Origin of the sequence: Okeania sp. SIO2F4 (assembly GCF_010672385.1) — a bacterium.
In the GTDB taxonomy this organism is placed as follows: Bacteria; Cyanobacteriota; Cyanobacteriia; order Cyanobacteriales; family Microcoleaceae; genus Trichodesmium.
Genome location: NZ_JAAHGT010001096.1, coordinates 1 through 2,913 on the forward strand (window position 1 = coordinate 1; position 2,913 = coordinate 2,913).

A 2,913-nucleotide genomic window follows, 5' to 3' on the forward strand; every position below is an offset into this window, starting at 1 on the left:
GGAGACCTCGCCATCCCATCCTAACGGACTGCTCCGCTTGCCGACCGCTCTCTTGGTTGATTGGAGGCAAGCGAGGGGACCTCGCCATCCCTCAACCGCTTTTTTCCCCTATCCAAGGGGAGGCGCATACCCACAATTTCTCGGTAATTATCAAAAATTTTATTTAGTTGTGTTAGTTACTGAATAGAGTTGTCGCTAAATAGATGGAAAAAATCGCTCAAATTAAGACACACCAATAATTCCAAACGTTTTCAATCGGGAATAGCTAAAATCTTTACATGGGTTGGGTTTGCCAGTTTTTTTAGTTATAAAGCGACAAGTATAATAATTGAAGTGTCAGCTAAGTATAGCGTTAATGCATGATACTTGGTATTATTTATTGGTCAAAATATCTAGGGATTATTTCATTAATGGATAATGAATAATGGATAATTGATAATTACAAGAAGGTTAAAACCGCTACGGAATTGAATATAAGGAATATTTTCTTTGTTTTCCCCTATCCAAGGGGAGGCTTCAAGGCGCGAATTATTTAATTATTAATTATTAATTATTAATTTTTCGGTAACAGACAACATAGATAATAGTTTTATGATTTTGATTTAATCTATAAAGTATTGACATTTTTTTGATAATTGCTATACATTATAAGACTGTTTTTAGTCAAAAATGAAACAGTTTCACTCTCAAAAAAATAAATATTATAAATTCTTACCTCCTGACTGCTAACTCCTAAGAACAAAGCCACTGTAGCAATATTTTATGAAATTGGTATAACAGAAAATAGCTAGACTAGAAGAGCTGAAACAAGAAGCTAACAAACGAGAGATAGATTTAAGATATCTTAGATGAAACTGGATTTTCGATTCGTAGCTAAAGATTCCTTACCGAAAAATAAAGGTTTAAAGCCTCTCCTTTAAAGGATAAAAAAGAAAAAAATTTCCTTTTTAACCAATCCTATCCGTTTTTAAGAAGAGGTAATTATTAATTATTAATTATTAATTATTAATTATTAATTATTGAAGGATGACAAGAAAAATCAGAAAGGATAACTTTCAATAGTTGCCAAAGTAAAAGAACGAATTAAATTATGCAATACATCAGGGAATAATTGATAGTCAAATTGTGATTAATTTTTTAGATAAATAATAATGAACATTTAACTAAACTTACTATAGTAGTGATGGACTAAGCACCAATCCAGATGAGGGATAAAATGATCGAAAAATTAGAAGAGTGGAAAGGGAAAAATTTAGAGATATTTTGGTTACCAAGTTACTCACCCAAGCATAAACTCATTGATATTATCCTTAGCATTCAGCTATTAGCGGTCAGCTCTCAGCTCAAAAAATGAATGAAGCAAGAATTCTTCGATATTATACCACATTTTAACCCATAAATTGAAGCACAAGAACGAAGAGTTTGAGTTTTTCAACCATACAATTCAAGCGGTTGGAAGCTGATAGCTGAATGCTTACAAATTATCTGGAAATTTATTAAGTATGAATGAATGAATGGATTGAAATTGATGCTTAAGAAAGCTGCAAAAGCTTCCTCTACTATCTCAAAAAATTGCCTGATAATTGTGGTCAAGAATATGTAATTAATTTTGTGTAGGTGCTTAAATGTTTTTATCATTTGACAAGTGGCTAGCATAGCACGGCAAAAAAGTGTTACGAAATTAATAGAATTGAAATCCTTTACCTAGAAAGTTTTTACTTGTAACGCAGTTCCTAATTAGGAAGTTAGCTGAATGCTGAGTCCTTAAAGCTATATAATCTTAAGAGAAACTTAAGAAAAATTTTAGAGGAAAGTCAAATGTCCAATATACCTGATACTAAATCAATTTTAGATGTATTGCGACCAGTAGAAGACCCTGAACTGCGTAAGAGTTTGGTAGAACTAAACATGATTCGTAATATTAACGTTGTAGATGGGCAAGTCAAGTTTACTTTGGTTTTGACAACTCCAGCTTGTCCATTACGGGAGTTCATCGTAGAAGACTGCCAAAAAGCTGTTAAGCAATTACCTGGAGTTGAGGAGGTTATAGTAGATGTTACGGCAGAGACTCCTCAACAGAAAGCTATACCAGATCGCCAAGGTATTGGTGGAGTGAAAAATATTATTGCTATTTCGAGTGGCAAAGGTGGGGTTGGTAAAAGCACGGTGGCAGTAAATGTAGCTGTGGCTTTGGCTCAAATGGGTGCTAAGGTTGGGTTGATTGATGCTGATATTTATGGCCCTAATGACCCGACTATGTTGGGTCTAGCAGATGCTCAGGTTATGGTACAACAAGGAGAATCTGGGGAAGTGTTGGAACCTGCTTTTAATCATGGGGTAAAGTTGGTTTCTATGGCTTTCCTGATTGATAAGGATCAACCAGTGATTTGGCGTGGTCCTATGTTGAATGGAATTATCCGGCAATTTTTGTACCAAGTGCAATGGGGTGAATTAGATTATTTATTGGTAGACTTGCCTCCTGGTACTGGTGATGCTCAATTAACATTAGCTCAAGCTGTTCCTATGTCTGGGGTGGTAATTGTGACGACTCCTCAAACTGTGGCATTACTTGATTCGCGCAAAGGTTTAAAAATGTTCCAGCAGTTGGGAGTTTCTGTTTTGGGGATAGTGGAAAATATGAGTTATTTTGTACCTCCAGATATGCCGGAGAAAAAGTATGATATTTTTGGCTCTGGTGGTGGTGAAAGGACGGCACAAGAATTGGGAGTGCCTCTGCTTGGTGGAGTTCCTTTGGAAATGCCAGTTAGAGAGGGCGGAGATTCTGGTATACCTATTGTAGTAGGAGATCCTGGTTCTGTGTCTGCTCAAGAGTTACTGGCGATCGCTCAAAAAATTGCTGCTAGAGTTTCTGTTGTTGCCTTGGCATAAGAAAAAGTCATAAATGCCAAAATA

General features: G+C 35.6%; 2 protein-coding genes. Both read left to right on the forward strand.

The features are described from left to right. Window positions 1-187: hypothetical protein (locus F6K22_RS37490; protein ID WP_293109873.1), on the forward strand; the 187-nt coding region annotated here is incomplete at its 5' end. Window positions 188-1,818: 1,631 nt separating this feature from the next. Continuing rightward, window positions 1,819-2,889: an Mrp/NBP35 family ATP-binding protein gene (locus F6K22_RS37495; RefSeq protein WP_293109875.1), complete on the forward strand. Its 1,071-nt coding sequence runs from the start codon at window positions 1,819-1,821 to the stop codon at window positions 2,887-2,889. Window positions 2,890-2,913 lie beyond the last annotated feature (24 nt).